General features: G+C 67.7%; 15 protein-coding genes. 9 read left to right on the top strand and 6 right to left on the bottom strand.

Translation table 11 applies throughout. The features are described 5' to 3' along the window. Nucleotides 1–319: 319 nt before the first annotated feature. Genes KIT25_07780 through KIT25_07790 form a run of 3 tightly spaced genes read left to right on the top strand, consistent with a single transcriptional unit; the run spans nt 320 to nt 3,422 of the window. Nucleotides 320–1,276, top strand: a complete 957-nt coding sequence (locus tag KIT25_07780) for a tripartite tricarboxylate transporter substrate binding protein (GenBank protein UYN96816.1) — start codon at nt 320–322, stop codon at nt 1,274–1,276. Nucleotides 1,277–1,283: 7 nt separating this feature from the next. Next, on the top strand, nt 1,284–3,014 hold the full coding sequence (locus tag KIT25_07785) for a thiamine pyrophosphate-requiring protein (GenBank protein UYN96817.1): 1,731 nt from the start codon (nt 1,284–1,286) through the stop codon (nt 3,012–3,014). Nucleotides 3,015–3,017: 3 nt separating this feature from the next. Beyond that, nucleotides 3,018–3,422, top strand: a complete 405-nt coding sequence (locus KIT25_07790; protein UYN96818.1) for a VOC family protein — start codon at nt 3,018–3,020, stop codon at nt 3,420–3,422. Here the strand turns inward: KIT25_07790 and KIT25_07795 are convergent. Genes KIT25_07795 through KIT25_07805 form a run of 3 tightly spaced genes read right to left on the bottom strand, consistent with a single transcriptional unit; the run spans nt 3,408 to nt 6,009 of the window. Beyond that, nucleotides 3,408–4,304, bottom strand: a complete 897-nt coding sequence (locus tag KIT25_07795; GenBank protein ID UYN96819.1) for a 4-hydroxythreonine-4-phosphate dehydrogenase PdxA — start codon at nt 4,302–4,304, stop codon at nt 3,408–3,410. The genes KIT25_07790 and KIT25_07795 overlap by 15 nt on opposite strands. Then, nucleotides 4,304–4,768, bottom strand: coding sequence for an aromatic-ring-hydroxylating dioxygenase subunit beta (locus KIT25_07800; protein UYN96820.1), 465 nt, complete (start codon nt 4,766–4,768; stop codon nt 4,304–4,306). Before KIT25_07800 ends, KIT25_07795 begins: the two co-directional genes overlap by 1 nt. Before the next feature lie 2 nt (nt 4,769–4,770). Then, nucleotides 4,771–6,009, bottom strand: a complete 1,239-nt coding sequence (locus tag KIT25_07805; protein UYN96821.1) for an aromatic ring-hydroxylating dioxygenase subunit alpha — start codon at nt 6,007–6,009, stop codon at nt 4,771–4,773. A 60-nt stretch (nt 6,010–6,069) separates the two neighbouring features. On the opposite strand from KIT25_07805, the gene putA reads away from it, so the two are divergent. Further along, entirely contained in the window at nt 6,070–9,468 is a 3,399-nt protein-coding gene (gene putA / locus KIT25_07810) for a bifunctional proline dehydrogenase/L-glutamate gamma-semialdehyde dehydrogenase PutA (protein UYN96822.1), read from the top strand. A gap of 569 nt (nt 9,469–10,037) precedes the next feature. On the opposite strand, the gene KIT25_07815 is transcribed toward putA, so the two are convergent. Further along, entirely contained in the window at nt 10,038–10,313 is a 276-nt protein-coding gene (locus KIT25_07815) for a hypothetical protein (protein ID UYN96823.1), read from the bottom strand. Nucleotides 10,314–10,467: 154 nt separating this feature from the next. Between KIT25_07815 and gltB the strand changes: the two genes are divergently transcribed. The 4 genes from gltB (at nt 10,468) to KIT25_07835 (ending at nt 17,581) form a co-directional block, all read left to right on the top strand. Then, nucleotides 10,468–15,111 (top strand): glutamate synthase large subunit, encoded by a 4,644-nt coding sequence (gltB, locus tag KIT25_07820; protein ID UYN96824.1) that lies wholly within the window; start codon nt 10,468–10,470, stop codon nt 15,109–15,111. A 67-nt stretch (nt 15,112–15,178) separates the two neighbouring features. Continuing rightward, nucleotides 15,179–16,615 (top strand): glutamate synthase subunit beta, encoded by a 1,437-nt coding sequence (locus KIT25_07825; GenBank protein ID UYN96825.1) that lies wholly within the window; start codon nt 15,179–15,181, stop codon nt 16,613–16,615. A gap of 118 nt (nt 16,616–16,733) precedes the next feature. Further along, a complete protein-coding gene (locus KIT25_07830) occupies nt 16,734–17,162 on the top strand; it encodes a 3-dehydroquinate dehydratase (GenBank protein UYN96826.1) in 429 nt (142 codons plus the stop codon). A 65-nt stretch (nt 17,163–17,227) separates the two neighbouring features. Further along, entirely contained in the window at nt 17,228–17,581 is a 354-nt protein-coding gene (locus tag KIT25_07835; protein UYN96827.1) for a DUF1428 domain-containing protein, read from the top strand. Between the two features lie 3 nt (nt 17,582–17,584). Here the strand turns inward: KIT25_07835 and KIT25_07840 are convergent, their stop codons facing one another. Beyond that, nucleotides 17,585–18,493 carry a DUF1194 domain-containing protein gene (locus KIT25_07840; protein ID UYN96828.1) on the bottom strand — a complete coding sequence of 303 codons (909 nt, stop codon included), beginning with the start codon at nt 18,491–18,493 and terminating at the stop codon, nt 17,585–17,587. 129 nt (nt 18,494–18,622) lie between these two features. Here KIT25_07840 and KIT25_07845 point away from each other — a divergent pair, with 129 nt between their 5' ends. Further along, nucleotides 18,623–19,831 carry an acyl-CoA dehydrogenase family protein gene (locus KIT25_07845; protein ID UYN96829.1) on the top strand — a complete coding sequence of 403 codons (1,209 nt, stop codon included), beginning with the start codon at nt 18,623–18,625 and terminating at the stop codon, nt 19,829–19,831. 10 nt (nt 19,832–19,841) lie between these two features. On the opposite strand, the gene ftsH is transcribed toward KIT25_07845, so the two are convergent. Further along, the gene (gene ftsH, locus KIT25_07850) at nt 19,842–21,671 is read right to left on the bottom strand and encodes an ATP-dependent zinc metalloprotease FtsH (protein ID UYN96830.1); all 1,830 of its coding nucleotides are present in this window, start codon (nt 21,669–21,671) and stop codon (nt 19,842–19,844) included. Nucleotides 21,672–21,691 lie beyond the last annotated feature (20 nt).

The raw sequence follows: 21,691 nt of genomic DNA on the forward strand, positions 1-21,691 counted from the left end.
AGATGCGCGAATGCGTCACGATGGCGCCATTAGTAGGCAGGGCCAGGGAATGGCCAAGCCTAGACGAGGATGTCGGTGTCGACGGCGATCGAGCGCCGCGGCCCTCACAGGCGAGATCTCGCATCCTGTGCCAGGAGGCATCACGCACCCCGGGTCGCAAGCCCTTCCCCTTGGAAATTTCGACTGTCGATCCTGCTGCAGGGAGTATGCGCGGCTCGCGGTGCGCCCGAGTCCGAAGCGGGGTTCATCGATTTGCCACGCTCGCCGCTCTGGCTGAACCGGGAGCAGGTGATCTACGGTGGCTGAAAGGAGGCGCCCCATGCCGCGTCTGCTGCTCGGCCTCGCGCTCGCCGTCATCCTCGCGATGCCTGCGAGCGCCCAAACCTTTCCCACGAGGGGGATCAGGCTGGTCGTCGGCTATTCGGCGGGCGGCGGCAACGACCTGATCGCGCGCATCCTGGCGACCAAGCTGCAGGACAAGCTCGGCCAGCCGGTGCTGGTCGACAACAAGCCCGGCGCCGAGTCGATCGTGGCAGCCGAGTACGTCGCCAAGGCCGCGCCGGACGGCTACACGCTCCTGATGGCGCCGACCGGCGTAATGGCGATCAACCCGGCCGTCCATGCCCGTCTGCCCTACGACCCGCTCAGGGATTTCGTGCCGATCTCGCTGGTCGCCGAGTTTCCCCTGCTGCTGGTGGTTGGCGCCGATCAGCCGGTGAAGAGCGTGCGCGAGCTGATCGACTACGGTCGCGCCAATCCCGATCGCGCGCGCTACGCCTCGGCGGCCACCCCGTTCCGGCTCGCCGCCGAGCTGTTCAACCAGCGGACAGGCGCCAAGTTCGCCCCGGTCGAGTTCCGCGGCAGCGGCGAGGCGGTGCAGGCGGTGGCCTCGGGCGCGGTGCTGATGACGATCTCCGACGCCGCCGCCATCGCCGGCCCGCTCAAGGACGGCAAGGTGCGCGCCCTCGCCATCACCACCGCCAAGCGGCCGCCGGCCTTTCCCGACGTGCCGACGTTCGGCGAGACGGGCATTGCCGACATGGAGATCGCGCTGTGGACCGGCATCGTGGCTCCCGCCGCGACCCCGGCCGACATCGTCTCGATGCTGCACGACGCCATCGCCGACACGCTGGCGATGCCGGCCGTCGAGCAGGCGCTGGAGAATATCGACGTCGATCCGAGCGGCATGACATCGACCGAGTTCCGCGCGCTGATCGCTCGCGACTTGGAGCGTTGGCAGGCGGTGGCACGGGCGGCCAACGTCAAGGTCGAGTGAGGTTCGCATGGACACCAATGAAGCCCGCCGTTCCGCCGCGCACTATTTCCTCGAAGGACTGAACGAGATCGGCATCGACTACCTGTTCTGCAACTTCGGCACCGACCACGCGCCACTGATCGAGGCGCTGGCCGCCTTCAAGGGCGCCGGCCGCAAGGCGCCGGTCACCATCCTTTGCCCGCACGAGGTCACCGCAGTGCATATGGCGGCGGGCTATGCCCTGGCGACCGGCCGCGGCCAGGGCGTCATCGTCCATGTCGACGCCGGCACCGCCAACTCGGCGATGGCCCTGCACAATCTCTGCCGGGCGCGCCTTCCCGTCCTGCTGATGGCCGGTCGGGCGCCGTTCACGACCCGTGGCGAGCTGCTGGGAACCCGCGACAACTACGTCCATTTCGTACAGGAACCCTTCGATCAGGCCGGCCTGGTGCGGCCCTACACCAAGTGGGAATACAACTTGCCCTCGGGCGTGGTCGCCAAGGAGGCGCTGCGGCGCGCCCACACCGTGATGATGAGCGAACCGCGCGGGCCGGTGTACATGACCTTCCCGCGCGAGACCCTGACCGAGCTGTGGTCTGAGGGCCAGATCCGCTCCTATCCCGAGGAGCGCTTCGGGCCAGCATCGGCGGGCAGCGTCGATGCGCCGTCCGTCGACGTCATCGCCAATCGCCTGCTCTCCGCCGGGCGCCCGCTGCTGATCACGGCTTACGCCGGCCGCAACCCCGCAAGCGTCGCGGTGCTCGACGAGTTGGCGCGCTTCGCTGGCATCCGCGTCGTCGAGTTCAGCCCGATCCACATGAGCCTGCCGCATGACTCGCCCTGCCATGGCGGCTTCATGCCGGCCAAGCCGCTGGCCGAGGCCGACGTCGGCCTGCTGGTCGATGTCGACGTGCCGTGGATTCCCCGCGACATGCCGGACAATCCCTCGACCTGGTGGGCGCATGTCGACGTCGACGCCGAGAAGCGCGCCTTCCCGATGTGGACTTTCCCGGCCAACCTGCGCCTGCAGGGCGACAGCCATCGCTTCCTGGTCGATCTCCTGGCGGCGCTGAAGGCACGCGCCGATGCGGGCTTCAGGGCGCGCGCGGCCGGGCGCGTGGAGGCGATGGCCGAGGAGCTGCGGTTGCGTCGCGAGCAGGCGGCGAAGGCAGCCGCCGAGCCGGGCAAGCCGGGGGAGATCAATCCGCACTTCTTGTGCGCGGCGCTGGCGCGCGCACTCGAGCCGACCGACATCGTGATCAACGAGGCGATCCGCAACGGCCCGGTCGTCCTCCAGCAGATGCCGCGGCGCGCACCGGGCAGCCTGGTCGGCTTCGCCGGCGCCGGTCTCGGCTTCTCCGGCGGCGTGGCGCTCGGTCTGAAGCTCGCCCTGCCCGATCGCCTGCCGGTGCAGATCGTCGGCGACGGCACGTTCTATTTCTCCAACCCGCAATCGACGTTCGCCGTGTCCAGGCAGTACGGCCTGCCGATCCTGACCGTCGTGCTCGACAACTCGGGCTGGGCAGCGGTGAAGGAGGCGACGTTGCGCGTCTACCCGGCGGGCGAGGCCAAGGCGGGCAACGATTTCGGCTCGACCTTCGCGCCGCCGGCCGATTTCGCCAGGATTGCCGAGGCGAGCGGCGCGTACGGCGAGCTGGTCAGCGATCCCGACGAGGTCGAGGCTGCGATCGCGCGTTGCCTGAAGGCGGTGCGCGGTGGCCAGGCCGCCGTGCTCCACGCCCGGGTGACGAGGCACTGACCCATGTCCGTCGTCGTCGAAGCCCTCGACCACCTCGTCATCAACGTGCGCGACGTCGAGGTTGCGGCGGAGTGGTATCGGCGCGTGCTCGGCATGCGGCGCGTCGAGACCGAGCCGATGCCCGGGCGGCGCGTCACGTCGATGCATTTCGGCCGGCAGAAGATCAACTTGCGGCCGATCGCGGCGACCCAGGAGCAGTGGTTCACCGGCCGCCAGGTGGCGCCGGGCAGCGACGACCTCTGTTTTCTGACCGGGTCGACGCCGCAGCAGGTGGCCGACCACTTCCGCGCCTGCGGCGTGGCCATCGAGCAGGGGCCGTCGGAAAAGAACGGCGCCCTCGGCACCATCGTCTCGGTCTATTGCCGCGATCCCGACGGCAATCTCATCGAAGTCTCATCCTACAAGTAGATCGATCGCTTCGATCACGCCGGTCGGATCGGCGATGCCGCGGCCGGCGATGTCGAAGGCGCAGCCGTGCGCCACGCTCGCGAAGACGACCGGCACGCCCAGGATCAGCGCCGAGGCGCGCAACGGCGACACCAGCTTGATCGGGATGTGGCCCTGGTCGTGGAACATGGCGAGATAGACGTCGTGCCGGCGCTGGCTCAGCAACAGGTCGGCGCCGACCGGTCCGTCGGCGGCTATGCCGCGCCGCCGAAGTTCTGCCACCGCCGGCTTGGTGACCCGCTCGTCGTCGTCGCCGAACAGCCCGTCCTCGCCGGCGTGGGGGTTGATGCCGAATACACCCAGCCTCGGCGCGGCGATGCCGAGGCGCCGCGCGGTCGCGACGGTCGCCTCGCCGGCCGCGACCACCAGGGCCGGCGTCAGGCGGGCGAGCGCCGCGGCCACCGATTCGTGCAGGGTGACGTGGGCGATGCGCAGTCCCTGCGCCACCAGCATCATGAACGCCGCGTCGCGCGGCGTGCCGGTCACGTCGGCGACCAGGCCGCCATAGCCGTTGAAGGGGATGCCGGCGCGATTGACCGCGGTTTCCGAATGCGGGCAGCCGACCACGGCATCGACCTTGCCGTCGAGCGCCAGCCCGATCGCGGCCGAAGCGTAGGCCACGGTGGCCTTGCCGGCACGCGGATCGAGCGTGCCGGGGACGAAGGCGGCGTGCTCCAGTGCCGGAACGTCGGCGATCTCGGGAACGCCGGTGCCGATGCGGCGGGCTGTTTCCTCGATCACGAAGCGGTCGCCGACGAGCACCGCCGGCGCCTCCTGTGCCGCCTTCAGCGCGATTTCCGGCCCGATGCCGTTGGGGTCGCCCAGGGCGATGGCGATGCGCATCAAAACGGGATGGCGACCAGCGTGTCGAAGCGGCTGCCGTCGCACACGGCGATGCGCTCGGCGAACTTGAGCGCGCCCCAACCGTCCTGCCGGACCTTGTCGCGGTAGCAGCCGGTGGCGAAGACATCCATCGTGCCGTCGCCCATGATGCGCACGATCAGGAACGGCGTTTCGACCTCGGCCGCGCCGTCGCTACGTCCCAGCACCATGGGCAGGCCGACGATGTGGCGGTAGCGCTGGCGCTCGTAGATGTTGGCGCCGCGCAGCGCCGACACGCGGTCGCGGAGCATGCCGCGCGAATCGGCGTAGATGATGCCCGACTCGTAGCCGCGGGCCACGTTGTCCGCCGTCGTCACCTTGTAGAGGCAGGGGTCGTCGAACAGTTCGGGCCACCGCTCGTACTGCTCGTTGTCGATGACGCGGGCGTACGCGGCGTTCAACTCGACGAGTCGCGCGACGTCCATCGTCAGTAGCCCATGTGGCGGCGATAGGCCTTCCAGAAGCCGCGCACCGACGCCTCGGTGGCGCGCGTCGCCTGGCTGTCGGCCTCGCGGCCGCCCATCTCGACGACCGAGACTTGCTCGCCCGCCGCCGCGATGCCGCGCTGCACGAAGCCGCCGACGCAGCCGTCCTCCATCGAGACCAGTCCGGCCGGGCCGACGAGGTTCTGCTGCTTCAGCCGCCGCCGCGCCATCTCCGGCGTGTCGTCGGCGAAGCCGAGATAGGTCCAGTGCAGTTCCATCCGGTCCGGCCCCTTGGGCACGATCTGGCGCACGGCGAGGCAGTTGCTGACCTGCTGCAGGATGGTGGAGGGGAAGATCGACAGCATCTGCAGCTGGATGCGGTCGCCGAACTCGTCGACCGCATCGAGCATGCTGGGATCGGTGAGCGCGTAGTCGCTGTCGGTGCGGATGCCCTGGTCGCGGTAGGCCGTGGCGTTGGCGCCCTCCGGCATGCCGATCGTGTAGCTAGCGTGATGGCCGCCGTCGGGGCTGACGATCACGCCGCCGCCCTGGGTGAGGCGCGAGATGCGGAACGTGGTAAAGAAGAGATGCAGCAGACTCGCGTGGTAGGTGTCCTTGACGTTCTCGACGTAGAGCTTCCAGTTGTTGGGCAGGGGCTGCACGAAGCGGCCCGTCACCTTGACCGGGCGGTTGAGTACGCGCATGGCGCGGGCATGCACCTCGGCGCCGAGATACTCCTCGATCGGTGGCGTGTCGGAGGACAGGGTCGCGAAGACCAGCCCGCCCAGGGTCGTGGTCCGGAGCTTGCGCGGATTGATGCTGTCGCGGCGGAAATCCTTGGGCAGTCCGCCCTTGCCGCCGACGCCGTGCTCGAAGGCGATGCCCTTGAGGTTGCCGGCAAGGTCGTAGCTCCAGGCGTGGTAGATGCACTTGAAGTTGTTCTGCACGTTGCCGCCCTCGTCGAAGGCGATCAGCGCGCCGCGGTGCGAGCAGCGGTTCTCGAAGCAGTTGATCGCGCCGTCGGGCCCGCGCACCACGATGACCGGCATGGTGCCGACGACGTTGGTGCGATAGTCGCCCCTGTTGGGGATGTCGGCCTCGAGGCAGACGAAGTTCCAGGTCGCGCCCGCGAAGACGCGCTCCTGCTCGCGCCGGTAGTTGGCCTCGTCCTGGTAGACCCAGTAGGGCACGCGGGCGATCGAATCGTCGGGCCACAGTTCGGGCGCGTAGCTGACGTCCATGATGTTCCCTCCGGGTGCTTGTTTTGGCCCGAATGTTAGCTCATCTCTCGGCAAGCGCCCATGTCCCCGCAACCCTTCCAGCGCCTGGCCCTGTCGTTGCAGCCGCAGAGCGCGTCGAGAGCGGCCATCACCGCCGCCTATCGCCGGCCCGAGCCCGATTGCCTGCCGCCCCTGATCGAGGCGGCCACGCTGCCGCCTCCGGCCGTACAGGCGGCGCGGGATCTGGCGCGCCACCTGATCGAACGGCTGCGCGAGAAGACCGGTGCCGGCGGTGGCGTCGAGGCGCTCATCCACGAATATGCGCTGTCGAGCCAGGAGGGCGTGGCGCTGATGTGCCTGGCCGAGGCGCTGCTGCGCATCCCCGACGACGAGACTCGCGACGCGCTGATCCGCGACAAGATCGGCGGCGGCGATTGGCGCTCGCATCTCGGGCACAGCCGCTCGCTGTTCGTCAACGCGGCGACCTGGGGCCTCGCCGTCACCGGCCGGCTGACGGGCACCACCAGTGAGGCTGGATTGTCGGCCGCCCTGACGAGGTTGATCGCCCGCGGTGGCGAGCCCTTGATTCGCCGCGCCGTGAATCTCGCCATGCGCCTGATGGGCGAGCAGTTCGTGTCCGGCCAGACGATCGAGGAGGCGCTCGACCGGGGGCGTTTGCGGGAAGCCGAGGGCTTTCGCCATTCCTACGACATGCTCGGCGAGGCGGCGGTCTCGGCGCAGCAGGCGGCCGACTATCTTGCCGCCTACGAGCGGGCGATCCACGCCATTGGTCGCGCCGCCGCCGGCCGGGGACCCTGCGAAGGGCCCGGCATCTCGGTCAAGCTCTCGGCGCTGCATCCGCGCTACAGCCGGCTGCAGGTCGAGCGTGTCGGGTCCGAACTCTACCCGAGGCTCCTGCGGCTGGCGCGGCTGGCGCGGACCTACGACATCGGCCTCAATATCGACGCGGAAGAAGCCGAGCGCCTCGAGATTTCCCTCGATCTGCTGGAGCGCCTCTGCCTGGAGCGCGAGCTCGAGGGCTGGAACGGCATCGGCTTCGTCGTGCAGGCCTACCAGAAGCGCGCGCCCTTCGTGATCGACTGGCTGATCGAGCTTGGCCGGCGCAGCGGCCACCGGCTGATGGTGCGCCTCGTCAAGGGCGCCTACTGGGACGGCGAGATCAAGCGCGCCCAGGTCGACGGCCTCGAGGGCTTTCCGGTCTTCACCCGCAAATTGCACACCGACGTCTCGTTCCTTGCCTGCACCCGCAAGCTGCTGGACGCGCCACAGGCCTGCTATCCGCAATTCGCCACCCACAACGCGCTCACGCTGGCGACCGTCCACGCGATGGCCGGGCCGGCCGACTACGAGTTCCAGTGCCTGCACGGCATGGGCGAACCGCTTTACGAGGAAGTCGTCGGTCTGGGCAAGCTCGCCCGGCCGTGCCGCATCTATGCTCCGGTCGGCACACACGAAACCTTGCTCGCCTACCTGGTCCGCCGGCTGCTCGAGAATGGCGCGAACACCTCGTTCGTCCACCAGATCGCCGATCCGGATTTCCCGCTCGACGATCTGTTGGCCGATCCCGTCGAGCGGGCGCGGGCGCTGCAACCCGTCGGAGCGCCGCATCCCCGCATTGCCCTGCCGCGCGATCTCTTCGCGCCCGTCCGGCAGAACGCCACGGGACTCGATCTCAGCAACGAGCAGGTGCTGACCGGGCTCGCGCGATCGCTGCAGGCGCCGGCGGCCTGGCGCGCGCTACCGCATCTCGGGGACGGACCGCGCGAGGGCGCGGCCCGCGAGGTGTGCAATCCGGCCGACCTGCGCGACGTCGTCGGCCATGTCGTCGAGGCGACTCCCGAGCTGGTCGACGCGGCCTGTGCCCGTGCGCGGCCATGGTCGGCCGACGCGGCGCGCCGGGCGGCCTGTCTCGAGCGAGTCGCCGATCGGATGGAGGCCCGGATGCAGGTGCTGATCGGCCTGATCGTGCGCGAGGCCGGCAAGACGATCGGCAATGCGGTCGGCGAAGTGCGCGAGGCCGTCGACTTCCTGCGCTACTACGCCGCCGAGGTGCGCGGCTGGACCGACGAGACCCATGTGCCGCTCGGACTCGTCGCCTGCATCAGCCCGTGGAACTTTCCCCTGTCGATCTTCACCGGGCAGGTCGCGGCGTCGCTGGCCGCCGGCAACGCGGTGATCGCCAAGCCCGCCGAGGAGACGCCGCTGATCGCCGCCCAGGCCGTCCGGCTGTTCGTCGGCGCCGGCTTGCCCGCCGGCGTGCTGCAGTTCCTGCCTGGCGACGGCAAGATCGGCGCCCATCTCGTCGCCAATCCCGCCGTCGCGGGCGTCGTCTTCACCGGCTCGACCGAGGCGGCGCGATCGATCAACGCGACACTGGCCCGGCGTCTCGGCGGCGACGGCAAGCCGATCCCCCTGATCGCCGAGACCGGCGGTCAGAACGCGCTGATTGCCGATTCCTCGGCCCTGCCCGAGCAACTCGTCCTCGATGCACTGACGTCGGCCTTCGATTCGGCGGGACAGCGGTGCTCGGCGCTCCGCGTGCTCTGCCTTCAGGAGGATGTCGCCGACCGCATTCGATCCCTGCTGGGCGGGGCCATGGCCGAGCTCGGCATCGGCAATCCGGATCGGCTGTCGGTCGATGTCGGCCCGGTGATCTCGGCCGAGGCGCGGGACCGCCTGATGCGGCACGTCGAGCGTCTGCGGCAAGCCGGTCGTCGCGTCGAGCAGGCGCGATTGCCGGACGAAGCACGGCACGGGCTGTTCATGCCGCCGACGCTGATCGACATCGAGTCGATGGACGACCTGACGGGCGAGGTGTTCGGCCCGGTCCTGCATGTCCTGCGCTATCGGCGCGAGCGGCTGGAGGAGATCGTGCACAGGGTCAATGCAACGGGATTCGGACTGACCTTTGGCGTCCATAGCCGCATCGACGAGACCATCGGGCGGGCGACCGCGGCCAGTGCCGCCGGCAACCACTACGTCAATCGCAACCTGATCGGCGCGGTGGTGGGCGTTCAGCCGTTCGGCGGCCACGGCCTGTCGGGCACCGGACCCAAGGCGGGTGGACCGCTCTATCTGTTGCGATTGCTGTCGAGACGCGCGCTGACGCATCCTGTGCCGCGCGAGAGCGAGCTGCCGGGCCCGGTCGGCGAGCGCAACACCTATGCCCTGCGGCCGAAAGGACGGATCCTTTGCTTCACGACGGAGCAGGCGGCGCTGGTACGCGCGGTCGGCAGCGAGCCGACATCCGACGAAGGCGATCCCGACATCGCTGCCGCCTTGTTCGACGGCCCGGTGCCGGAGTTGCTGGCGCTCGGCCGGCGCCTCGCCGCACGGTCCGGTCCGATCGTGCCGATCTTCGTGCCGCCCTATCCGACGGAGTTCCTGTTCGCGGAGGTGTCGCGCAGCGTCAACACCGCGGCGGCCGGCGGCAATGCCAGCCTCATGACGATCGGATGAATCTGGAGCCGGTCCGCCAGCTTCACTGTCGCGTGGGAGAGTCAGATTCGCGTCCGGCGCTGGAATCGGGGGGTCGAATCGCCTTCCGATGCAGGTGCCATCGGCATCGGATGGAATCCATCGACCGAATTAGGTCCTTGTCAGTGAGTCGAGGTAAAATGCGCGCATGAGCACCCTGACCACACCCGGCCGCGAGGGCCGCGCGGGATTTCCCGTATCGACGTTCTGCTTCGCCAATCGTCCGCCGACCCGTCCTCCCGACCCGTGACAGGAGGTTTCCGCAGTTCCCGCAGTTTGCGCAACGCACTCCAGGCGGAGGGCAGGCACACCACCCTGAGGGCGTCTCGGGCGGGTGCCCGCGACGTCGATTGTCCGGCGACGCCCCGCCGGAGGTTTGCGAGGTTTCCGAGGTTTCCGAGATCGATTTCCGCGATTTCCGCGATTTCCGCGACGGGGTTGGGGCACTCCACAGAGGTCGACAGGTCCACCTGACACGGTGCCGTCGCTCGATGCCCGACTACGCTCCCTATGAGAGGCGTCGCGACGCCCGGCAACTCGGGGTGCGGCTCTTAGTAGAAGCCGAACTTGCGCGGCTGCTGGGTCTCGTTGACACAGATGTAGCGGTCGGGAACGGCACGGCTCTTCCGATCTTCCTCGCACTTGTCGTAGCTGTACGGCCCACCATAGACGGACGGCCCGCCGCCGATCGTCGGATAGGGAAGCTCCAGATACCAGCCGGGACCGTTCCACGCCGAGGACGGGCTCTTGTCGCAGGCCGCCAGAAACGCGCCAGACGCCAACAAGGCCAGGATCGCCGGTATGCAAGAGGTACGCCGTCGCGACATCACGTCTCCGGGTTCGCAATACAATCGATTCAGAAGGTTACAAGGCCTCCTGCGCTGCAACAATCGCTTTCATGCCGGACGGGGGGTCGCTAATAATGCCTTCAAGCGACGCATCCGGGGGGATGCTGCCCAACCGACAGCAGCAGGCGTTTTGATGGATCTGCCCGCCAAACAGGGACTGTACGACCCGCGCAACGAGCACGATTCCTGCGGTGTCGGCTTCGTGGCCGACATCAAGGGCCGGAGGTCCCATGACATCGTCCGCGAGGGCCTGCAGATCCTGGTCAACCTCGATCATCGCGGCGCCGTCGGTGCCGATCCGCTGGTCGGCGACGGCGCGGGCTGCATGATCCAGACACCCGATGCATTGCTGCGCGACTGGGCGCGCAAGGAAGGCGTCGACCTGCCGCCGCCCGGCCACTACGCCGTTGCCATGTGCTTCATGCCGCAGAACGACAAGGCGCGGCAGTTCGCCGTCAAGCGGCTCGAGCACTTCATCAAGGTCGAGGGCCAGAAGCTGGTCGGCTGGCGCGACGTGCCGACCGATACGACCGGCCTCGGGGCGGCGGTGATCGAGCGCATGCCGGTCATTCGCATGGCCATCGTCGGCCGCGGACCGAAGGTCGCCGACCAGGACGCCTTCGAGCGCAAGATACTTGCCATCCGCAAGCAGACCCAGAACCCGCTCGCCGAACTGGAGAAGAAGCACAAACTGCCCGGCCTGTCGCAACTCTACATGCCGTCCTTCTCATCGCGCACCGTGGTCTACAAGGGTTTGCTGCTCGCCCCTCAGGTCGAGAGCTTCTATGCCGATCTGCGCAATCCGCTGACCCGGTCGGCGCTCTGCCTGGTGCATCAGCGCTTCTCGACCAACACGTTCCCGTCGTGGAAGCTGGCGCATCCTTACCGCTTCATCGCCCACAACGGCGAGATCAACACCGTGCGCGGCAACGTCAACTGGATGTATGCCCGCCGCCGCACGATGGAATCGGACCTCATCGGCGCCGATCTCGACAAGATGTGGCCGATCATCCCGCACGGCCAGTCCGACACGGCTTGCCTCGACAATGCGCTCGAGCTGCTGGTCGCCGGCGGCTACTCGCTCAGCCACGCCATGATGATGCTCATTCCCGAGGCGTGGGCCGGCAATCCGCTGATGGATTCCAAGCGCAAGGCCTTCTACGAGTATCACGCCGCGCTCATGGAACCGTGGGACGGTCCGGCCTCCATTGCCTTCACCGACGGCCGCCAGATCGGCGCCACCCTCGATCGCAACGGCCTGCGTCCCGCTCGTTTCCTCGTGACCAGCGACGACAAGGTCGTGATGGCGTCGGAGGCCGGCGTTCTGCCGATCCCCGACGACAAGATCGTGCGCAAGTGGCGGCTGCAGCCCGGCAAGATGCTGTTGATCGACCTCGAGCAGGGCCGCATCGTCGAGGACGAGGAATTGAAGCGCACGCTCGCCGAGGCCGAGCCCTACGAGGAGTGGCTGAAGGAGACGCAGCACAAACTCGAGGAGCTGCACGAGCTGCCGGAAGCGCCGGCGCCCGCACCGTCGAACGATCCCACGACCCTGCTCGACCGGCAGCAGGCGTTCGGCTACACGCAGGAGGACATCCAGTTCTTCCTCGAGCCGATGAGCCGGGAGGGCGACGATCCAGTCGGCTCGATGGGCACCGACACGCCCATCGCCGTGCTCAGCCGCAAGCCCAAGCTGCTCTACAACTACTTCAAGCAGAATTTCGCGCAGGTCACCAATCCGCCGATCGACCCGATCCGCGAGGAGCTGGTGATGTCGCTGGTGTCGATGATCGGCCCGCGCCCGAACCTGCTCGGCCGGGACGCCGGCACGCACAAGCGGCTCGAGGTCAGCCAACCGGTGCTGACCAACGCCGAGCTGGAGAAGATCCGTTCGATCGAGGAACTGCTCGACGGCGCCTTCCGCACGGCCACCATCGACACGACCTGGCCGGTCGCCGAGGGCGTCGGCGGCCTGGAGAAGGCACTCGACCGAATCTGCGTCGAGGCGACCGATGCGGTGCTGGCCGACCGCAACATCCTGATCCTGTCCGACCGCGCGGTGTCGGCCGAGCGGATCCCGGTGCCGGCCCTGCTGGCTACGGCGGCGGTGCACCACCACCTGATCCGGCGCGGGCTGCGCACTCAGACCGGTCTGGTCGTCGAGAGCGGCGAGGCGCGCGAGGTCCATCATTTCTGCTGCCTGGCGGGCTATGGCGCCGAGGCGGTGAACCCGTATCTCGCCTTCGAGACGCTGGAGGCGCTGAGGGTGCAGAACGGCCTGCCGCTCGAGCCCTACGAGGTGCAGAAGAACTACATCAAGGCGATCGGCAAGGGACTCCTGAAGGTGATGTCCAAGATGGGCATCTCGACCTACCAATCCTACTGCGGCGCCCAGATATTCGACGCGGTCGGCCTCCATTCGGGCTTCGTCGACAAGTATTTCACCGGCACCGCCACGACCATCGAGGGCGCGGGCTGGCACGAGATCGCCGAGGAGACGGTGCGCCGCCATCGCGACGCCTATGGCGACAATCCGATCTATCGCCACATGCTCGATCCGGGTGGCGACTACGCCTTTCGCCTGCGCGGCGAGGATCATGCCTGGACCCCCCAGAGCGTGGCCCGCCTGCAGCATGCGGTGCGCGGCAACCTGCCCGACGAATACAGGGCGTTCGCCGAATCGATCAACGAGCAGAGCGAGCGCCTGCTGACGATCCGCGGCCTGATGGAGTTCAAGTGGGCCGAGCGACCGCTGCCGATCGAGGAGGTCGAGCCGGCGGCCAGCATCGTCAAGCGTTTCGCCACGGGCGCCATGTCGTTCGGCTCGATCAGCCGCGAGGCGCACACCACGCTCGCCATCGCCATGAATCGCATCGGCGGCAAGTCGAACACCGGCGAGGGCGGCGAGGAAGCGGATCGCTTCAGGCCGCTGCCCAACGGCGATTCGATGCGTTCGGCGATCAAGCAGGTGGCGTCGGGCCGGTTTGGCGTCACGGCCGAATACCTCGTCAACGCCGACGACCTTCAGATCAAGATGGCGCAGGGCGCCAAGCCGGGCGAGGGCGGCCAGCTGCCTGGCCACAAGGTCGACGAGAACATCGCCCGCGTGCGCCGCTCGACGCCGGGCGTCGGCCTGATCTCGCCGCCGCCGCACCACGACATCTATTCGATCGAGGACCTGGCGCAGCTCATCCACGACCTCAAGAACGTGAACCCCGGTGCCCGTGTGTCGGTGAAGCTCGTCTCCGAGGTCGGCGTCGGCACTGTCGCCGCCGGGGTGTCGAAGGCGCGCGCCGATCACGTCACCATCTCGGGCTTCGAGGGCGGCACCGGCGCCTCGCCGCTGACCTCGCTCACCCATGCCGGCTCGCCCTGGGAGATCGGGCTGGCCGAGACCCAGCAGACATTGGTGCTGAACGGGCTGCGCGGCCGCATCGCCGTGCAGGTCGATGGCGGCCTGCGCACCGGCCGCGACGTCGCGGTCGGCGCTTTGCTGGGGGCCGACGAATTCGGCTTCGCCACCGCGCCGCTGATCGCCGCCGGCTGCATCATGATGCGCAAGTGTCATCTCAACACCTGTCCCGTCGGCGTGGCGACGCAGGATCCGGTGCTGCGCAAGCGCTTCACCGGCCAGCCCGAGCACGTCATCAACTATTTCTTCTTCGTTGCCGAGGAGCTGCGCCAGATCATGGCGAAGCTCGGCTTCCGCACGCTCAATGAGATGATCGGCCGTGTCGACAGGCTCGACATGCGGCGCGCGGTCGACCACTGGAAGGCGGGTGGAATCGATCTGTCGAAGTTGCTCCACCAGGCGCCAGCCCGGCAGGGCATCGCCATCTGGAACACCGAACGGCAGGACCACGGATTGGAGAAGGCGCTCGATCACAAGCTGATCGAGGCGGCGGATGCGGCGCTCGAAGGGCGCGAGCCGGTGCGCATCGAGCTGCCCATCGGCAACATCAATCGCACCGTCGGCGCGATGCTGTCCGGCGAGGTCGCCAAGCGCTACGGCCATGCCGGCCTGCCCGACGGCACGATCTCGGTCCGCCTCGCCGGCACGGCCGGCCAGAGTTTCGGCGCCTTCCTGGCGCATGGCGTGACGCTCGAGCTCGTCGGCGATGCCAACGACTATGTCGGCAAGGGCCTGTCGGGCGGCCGCGTCGTGGTGCGCCAGCCCGAAGGGTGCGCGCGCGATCCGTCGAGCAACATCGTCGTTGGCAACACGGTGCTCTATGGCGCCATCGGCGGCGAGGCCTACTTCGAAGGCGTTGCCGGCGAGCGCTTCGCCGTACGCAACTCGGGCGCGGTCTGCGTCGTCGAGGGGACGGGCGACCATGGCTGCGAGTACATGACCGGCGGCGTGGTCGTCGTGCTGGGCGACACCGGCCGCAATTTCGCGGCCGGCATGTCGGGCGGAATCGCCTACGTCTACGACCCGAAGGCGCGCTTCGGCGACCTCTGCAACACATCGATGGTCGAGGTCGAGCCGGTCCGAGCGCCGTCCGATGCCAAGCCGGACGATCCGGCGCGGCCGCGCCAGCGCGCGCCCAACGTCGAGGACAACGGCATGGGCGACATGCTCGGCTTCGATGCCGAGCGGCTGCGCATCCTGGTCGAACGTCACCTGCTTCACACCGGCAGCGCGCGGGCGCGCGAGCTGCTGGAGGATTGGGAGCGTGCCGTGCGCAGTTTCGTCAAGGTGATGCCCAAGGACTACAAGCGCGCCTTGCTGCAGGCCAGGGAGAGGGGCGCGGCGAAGGCCGTGGCGGCAGAGTGACGGCCCGTGGCCGTCATCCTGAGCCCTGGCGAGGGATCTGCGTCGCGCCTAAAGGGGAGTTGGTGACTTGGGTCTCGTAACAGGCTTCTTGGAAATCGAGCGCAAGGACAGGCCGTACGAGAAGGTCGACAAGCGGCTCAAGCACTGGAGGGAATTCGTGCTGCCACTGCCGCCGGAAGAGGTGGCGAAGCAGGGCGCGCGCTGCATGGATTGCGGTATTCCGTTCTGTCACAACGGATGCCCGGTCAACAACCTGATCCCGGACTGGAACGAGCTGGTGCGGCGCGGCCGCTGGGAAGCCGCACTCGAGGTGCTGCACTCGACCAACAACTTCCCGGAGTTCACCGGCCGCATCTGCCCCGCGCCGTGCGAGGCCGCCTGCACGCTCAACATCGACGACAACCCGGTGACGATCAAATCGATCGAATGCTCGATCGTCGATCGCGGCTGGCAGGAAGGCTGGATCGCCGCGCAGGTGCCGGCGAGGAAGACCGGCAAGCGGGTCGCCGTGGTCGGCTCCGGCCCGGCCGGCATGGCCTGCGCCCAGCAGCTCGCCCGGGCCGGCCATTCCGTGACGCTGTTCGAAAAGGCCGACCGGGTCGGCGGGCTGCTGCGCTACGGCATCCCCGACTTCAAGATGGAGAAGCACCTGATAGACCGGCGCATGCGGCAGATGGAGGCTGAGGGCGTCGAGTTCAGGACGGGTGTGGAAGTCGGCTCGACCCTGTCGGTGAAGTCGCTGCTCGAGGGCTACGACGCCGTGGCACTGACCGGCGGCGCCGAGTGGCCGCGCGATCTGGCGGTGCCCGGCCGTGAGTTGCGGGGCATCCACTTTGCCATGGATTTCCTGACTCAGCAGAACAAGCGCAACGCCGGCGACGACGAGGCGCGCGCCGCCCCCAGGGGCACGCTCTCGGCGAAGGACAAGCACGTCATCGTGATCGGTGGCGGCGACACGGGATCGGACTGCGTCGGCACGTCGAACCGCCAGGGCGCGACGTCGGTCACCCAGCTCGAGGTGATGCCGCAGCCGCCGGAGAAGGAGGACAAGGCGCTGGTCTGGCCGGACTGGCCGCTCAAGATGCGCACCTCCTCGTCGCACGAGGAAGGCGTCGAGCGCGATTTCGCCGTGCTCACCAAGCGCGCCATCGGCAAGGACGGCAAGGTGACGGCGCTGGAATGCGTGCGCGTCGAATGGGTCGCCGGCCAGATGAAGGAAGTAACGGGCAGCCAATTCGAGCTGAAGGCCGATCTGGTCCTGCTGGCGATGGGCTTTCTCGGTCCACGCAGGCCCGGAATGATCGAGCAGTCCGGCGTGGCGCTCGACCCGCGCGGCAATGTTGCGGCCAACGTGACCGACTACCGGACGTCCGTGCCGAAGCTCTTCGCCGCCGGCGACATGCGGCGCGGCCAGTCGCTCGTCGTCTGGGCGATCCGCGAGGGTCGCCAGTGCGCGCGCGCCATCGACGAGAGCCTGATGGGAAGCTCGACGCTGCCGCGCTGAGACGCGCGGCGCGGTTTCGCGCAATGGTTGTTGCGAGCTTTCGCTCCGGCTGCAATCTGTTCTAGTATGCAACCGGCAGCCGGGCTGTGGGGGCCGGGCGAGCGGGCTTGGGGATGCAATGAATATCCTGCTGATTCAGGGCGCCAACATGGAATACCTCGGGCGCCGGCAGCCAGAATTGTACGGCACGACGACCGCCAGGGAACTCGATGCCCTGCTGCGGCGGCACGCCCGCCAGTTGGGCGTCGCGTTGGAGATATTCTACACCAACACCGAGGGCGAGGCGGTCTCGACCATCTTTCGCGCCGACCGCGCGGGTGTCGATGGCATCCTGTTCAATCCCGCCGGCTTTCTCCATGCCGGCCACGCGCTGCGCGACTGCCTGAAGTCGATCCGGGCGCCGGCCATCGAAATTCACATGACCAACATCGAGAAACGCGGCTATGGCTCGGCGACGTCGGAGGCCGCCGTCGGCATGATCGCGGGCTTCGGCATCGACTCCTACGTGCTGGCGCTCGAGGCCATGGTCAAGCGCCTGCGCGGGTGAACGGTTGACGGCGGCGATGAGCATCTCTTAGTTAACCGCAGGGTTTACTAGAAGAGGGAAAGCCGATGAGCTACGTCGACGGTTACGTCCTGCCCGTTCCCAAGAAGAACCTCGCGGCCTATCGAAAGATGGCGCGGTTGGCCGCCAGGGTGTGGCGCGACCACGGCGCGCTCGACTATCGCGAATGCGTCGGCGACGACATGAACGTCAAATTCGGCCTGCCGTTCGCCAAGCTCGTCAAGCCGAAGCCCGGCGAGGCGATCGTCTTTTCCTACGTCGTCTTCAAGTCGCGGGCGCATCGCGACAGGGTCAACGCCAGGGTGATGAGCGATCCGAGGCTCGCGCAGGCGCCGAAGACCATGCCGTTCGACTTCAAGCGCATGGCCTACGGCGGATTCAAGACGCTGGTCGCAGGCTGACCCTCAGTCTGGCGTCACACCGAAGCGCTTTTGCCAGAACTCGCGGCTTCGCCGTTCGCCGACGTCGCAGCCGAGCTCGTACACCGGGCGAACGAACTTGGTGTAGTCCTCGTCGTCGCCCTTGCGCCGCCGGTCGGCCTGGGCGAGCTGCGTGCCGTGGGCCAGTTTGCCCAATCCGGCGCGGTCGAAGTCCGACCGCGGTCCGCGATCGACAATCTCCTGCAGAAGCTTCTTGCGGATCGCGCGGGGGAAGTCCTCGAAGTTTTGCGCCACTTCGACGAAGGAGCGCGGGCCGCCGATCACGCAATGGAGATAGTACCGGTCGAGGTCGGTTTCGTTGGGAAAGCCGAACGGGTTCGGCCGGTCGTTCATGATGGGCAGCCCGTTGATGACGATGCGCTCCTTGAGCGCCTCGTGGCGCATGTCAGTGACGAGGCCGCCGTCGTTGTTGGAGCCGTCGCCGGAGATGTCCAGCACCTTGCGCGTGGGCTCGTAGGGAAGCCGGCCGAACAACGGAATGGCGTAGCGCAGCGCGCCGCTGATCGAGGTGCGGCGGGCGATTGAGATCGGCGCCCTCGACAGGCGCTGGGCGAAGGCATCGATGGCGGCTTCGCTGTCGAGCAGAGTCCAGTCGATCAGGAGCTTCTGCAGCCAGGCGTCGGACCACTCGAAATAGGCAACGGCGACCCGTCCGTTGGGGCCGCCCAGGATGGCCCTGGCGATTGCCTTGTCCTGGAACGCCTGGACATAGCCATCGCGCTGCAGGCGGGCCTCGTCGGGATCGATGCTGCCGGAAATGTCCACCGCCAGCACAAGCGCGAGGTCGATCTCCTTCTTGTCCTGCGCGACGGCCGATACGGTCGAGGCCAGCACGGCCAGGAGAAAGAGGACGCAACGCCTGAGATGACGCATGGGCGGCTCCGCTCGTTGCGGACAACGACGCAAGAAACATACCGCCTCCCGAAAGCTCGGACCAGCCGCGCTCTGGACGAAGTCCGTGGATGGCCGCTAGCCTTGCCGGAAGACCAACGGAGGAAGCACGTGGACCTGACCCTCAGCGTCGAAGACAGCGCCTTTCGCGACGAGGTCCGCGAGTTCCTCGACAGGAACCTGACGGAAGATCTGCGCGAAGCCGGCCGCAAGACCGGCGGTGTCTTTGCCGAGTTTGCAGCCGGGCTGCGCTGGCACAAGGTGCTGGCGGCGCGTGGCTGGTCCGCGCCAACCTGGCCGGTGGAGTACGGCGGCACCGGCTGGAGCGCCACGCAGCGCTACATCTTCGCCCGCGAATGCATCGCCCAGGACGCGCCGCGCATCTTCAGCATGGGCATCCGCATGGTCGGGCCGGTGATCATGAAGTTCGGTACCCCCGAACAGAAGGCCAGGTACCTGCCGGGCATCGTCTCGGGCGACATCGTGTTCTGCCAGGGCTATTCCGAGCCGGGATCGGGCTCCGACCTCGCCAGCCTCAAGACGCGTGCGGTGCGCGACGGCGACGACTACGTGATCAACGGTACCAAGATCTGGACGACGGGCGCCCATGTCGCCAACCGCATGTTCTGCCTGGTGCGGACTTCGGCCGAGGGCAAGCCGCAGGACGGCATCTCCTTCGTGCTGATCGACTCGATGGAGGTACCTGGATTGGCGGTGAAGCCGATCGTCACGCTGGCCGGTGACCACGAGGTCAACCAGGTGTTTTTCGACAATGTGCGCACGCCGGTCGCCAACCGCATCGGCCCCGAGAACCAGGGCTGGACGGTGGCCAAGTACCTGCTCGAGTTCGAGCGCGGCGGCGATGCCTACACACCCAACCTCCATGCGCGGATCGAGGACGTCAAACGCATCGCGCGCGAGGAGGCGGCCGACGGCTCGGGGCGCCTGATCGAGGATCGTTCCTTTGCCGAGCGCTTGGCCGAGACCGAAATCGACATCCAGGCGCTCGAGATGATCGAACTGCAGGTGCTCTCCGACCTCAGCAAGGGCCGCAACCCCGGTGCCGCTTCCTCGTCGATGAAGATCAGAGGCAGCGAGACCCTGCAGAAACTCGACCATCTCGGTGTCGAGGCGCTGGCCTGGTATGCGTCTCCCTTCGAGCCCGGGGCGCGCTTGCTGGGGCACAACGAGCCGACCGTCACGCCGGAGTGGGGCGTCACCGCGATGCCCCTCTATCTCAACAACCGGGCCTCGACGATCTACGCCGGCTCGAACGAGATCCAGCGCAACATCGTCGCCAAGGCGGTGCTCGCGCTGTGAGACCGGCGTTTCAGGCGGCGCGATCGACGGCGACGCCTCGTGCGATGACCTCGAGATCGGCCGGCCCCAGAGTCTCGCGTTGAAGCAGCGTCTGCGCCGTTTGCTCCAGTAGCGGACGATTGGCCTCGAGGATTGCGCGCGCCCGGCTCAGGGCGTCCCCGACGATCTCCTGGATGGCAGCGTCGATCTTGGCAGCCGTTGCCTCGCTATAGTGCCGTTCCCGCGCCATCATGCCGGGTACCGGCGTCAGAAATGGCGCAGGCTCGGCTTCGTAGGCGACTGGGCCCAGGTTGGGGACCATCCCGAAACGGGCAACCATCGAGCGCGCGATGTCGGTTGCCTTTTGGAGGTCGTCGGTGGCACCGGTGGAGATGGAGGTGAAGTGCATCATTTCGGCGGCGCGGCCGCCCATCAGCACCGTCACGCGCTGCCTTAGTTCGGGCTCGCTCATGAGGAAGCGATCCTCGATCGGTCGCTGGATGGTGTAGCCCAGCGCACCGATGCCGCGGGGGATGATCGAAACCTTCTGCACGGGATCCGCACCGGGCAGTGCCATCGCCACCAGGCTGTGGCCGACCTCGTGGAAAGCGATCCGCTCGCGTTCCGTCGCGGTCAGGATTCGGCTGCGCTTCTCCAGGCCGGCGACAATCCGTTCAATGGCCTGAGTAAAGTCTTCGAGGGCGACCGCGTCGGCGCCCCGACGCGTCGCCAAGAGTGCGGCCTCGTTTACGAGATTGGCGAGGTCGGCGCCGGTGAAGCCCGGCGTCAGGGCCGCTATCTGGCCAATGTCGACATTGGATGCCAAGCGGATCTTGCGGACATGCACCGTCAGGACGTCGGCGCGGCCCTTTCGGTCCGGTCGATCGACCAGCACCTGGCGGTCGAAGCGTCCAGCACGCAACAGGGCAGGGTCGAGAATCTCGGGCCGGTTGGTCGCCGCCAACAGGACAATTCCGGCCTTGGGATCGAAGCCGTCGAGCTCGGCGAGAAGCTGGTTGAGCGTTTGCTCCTTTTCGTCATGTCCACCGAGCATGAAGCTGCCGCGGGCGCGCCCCAGGGCATCCAGTTCGTCGATGAAGATGATGCAGGGGGCGTGGCCGCGCGCCTGTTCGAACAGGTCTCGCACGCGCGCTGCCCCGACGCCCACGAACATTTCGACGAACTCGGATCCCGAGATGGAGAAGAACGGGACGCCGGCTTCACCAGCCACGGCGCGCGCGAGGAGTGTCTTGCCCGTGCCCGGCGGTCCGACCAACAGGATGCCCTTGGGCAAACGGGCGCCCAGGCGGGCATGGGATTCGGGCTCCCTGAGGAACTCCACGATCTCGATCAGTTCGGCCTTGGCCTCGTCGACGCCGGCCACGTCGGCGAAGGTAACGCCGGTGCTCTTCTCCAGGTAGACGCGGGCCTTGCTCTTGCCGATCGCGAGGAGGCCGCCGCCCGGCCCCATCCCCGACTGCATGCGGCTGATGACGAGCAGCCAGATGCCGGCAAAAAGTGCCACCGGCAGTACCCAGGACAGGATGGCCTTCAGCCATCCCGTATCGGCCTCGGCTCGATACTTTATCCTGTATTTCGCAAGGAAGTCGGCGACGTCGAGGGGCAGCCTGTCGGTGCGGAATTCGGGCTTCTCGTGAGCCGCAGGGTTGGCGAGGGTGCCGCGAATGTAGGTCTCGCCCACGGACACTTCGGCAACGCGGCCGGCATCGAGCATGCCGACGAACTCGCTGAAGGGGATGCGGTCGACTCGTTGCTGCTGCATCCAAACGTCGCGCAGGAGCGCGATGGCGACCACCGCCACCACGAGATACCAGAAGCTGAATTGATGCTCCCTTCGCATCGTTGCAGGATGCCGGCCGG

It is taken from the genome of Enhydrobacter sp., assembly GCA_025808875.1.
Taxonomy (GTDB): domain Bacteria; phylum Pseudomonadota; class Alphaproteobacteria; order Reyranellales; family Reyranellaceae; genus Reyranella.